Below are 236 nucleotides of genomic sequence, written 5' to 3'. Positions count from 1 at the left end.
CTACGGATTGACATACTCAACAATATCGATGGAGTTGAGTTTACAGAGGCTTATAAGAATAGACAAAAGCTCGTTGAAGGCGACCTTGAAATTTCCTACATCGGACTTCAGGATTTGCTGGCAAATAAAATAGCATCCGGAAGAAAAATGGACCTTGCCGATGTCCAGGAAATTAAAAAGATAGTACCTAAAAAGAGCCAGGCACCAAAAAAGAACAGAGGACCGAAGTTATAGGG

1 pseudogene is annotated in these 236 nt (G+C 40.7%); it reads left to right on the top strand.

Annotation, left to right across the window (positions count from 1 at the left end):
• Positions 1 to 234: pseudogene (locus AC6CH7_RS26545) on the top strand (hypothetical protein); the annotation flags it as partial.
• Positions 235 to 236 lie beyond the last annotated feature (2 nt).

The sequence above is a fragment of the Pedobacter sp. GQ55 genome (assembly GCF_059758925.1).
This window is presented reverse-complemented; position numbering and strand designations above follow the sequence as displayed.